Source organism: Neisseria sp. P0008.S010 (assembly GCF_051962715.1).
In the GTDB taxonomy this organism is placed as follows: domain Bacteria; phylum Pseudomonadota; class Gammaproteobacteria; order Burkholderiales; family Neisseriaceae; genus Neisseria; species Neisseria elongata.
This window is the reverse complement of record NZ_JBQCVA010000202.1, coordinates 1-360: the sequence shown is the minus strand read 5'-3', so window position 1 is coordinate 360 and position 360 is coordinate 1. Positions and strand designations below refer to the sequence as shown.

The window sequence follows — 360 nt, the reverse complement described above, 5'->3', positions numbered from 1 at the left end:
GACTAAGGGGTATCTAATCCTGTTTGCTCCCCACGCTTTCGCGCCTTAGCGTCAGTAATAGTCCAGTGAGTCGCCTTCGCCTCTGTTGTTCCTCCCGATATCTACGAATTTCACCTCTACACCGGGAATTCCACTCACCTCTCCTATACTCTAGTCTAGCAGTATCCAATGCACTTCCTGGATTGAGCCCAGGGCTTTCACACCAGACTTGCTAAACCGCCTACACGCTCTTTACGCCCAGTGATTCCGAGTAACGCTTGCACCCCCTGTATTACCGCGGCTGCTGGCACAGGGTTAGCCGGTGCTGTTTCTGTTGGTACCGTCATTTATTTCGTCCCAACTAAAAGAGGTTTACAACCC

1 rRNA gene is annotated in these 360 nt (G+C 51.4%); it reads right to left on the bottom strand.

From position 1 onward, the window contains the following. A 16S ribosomal RNA gene (locus tag ACTHSL_RS13220) occupies window positions 1-360 on the bottom strand; the annotation flags it as partial.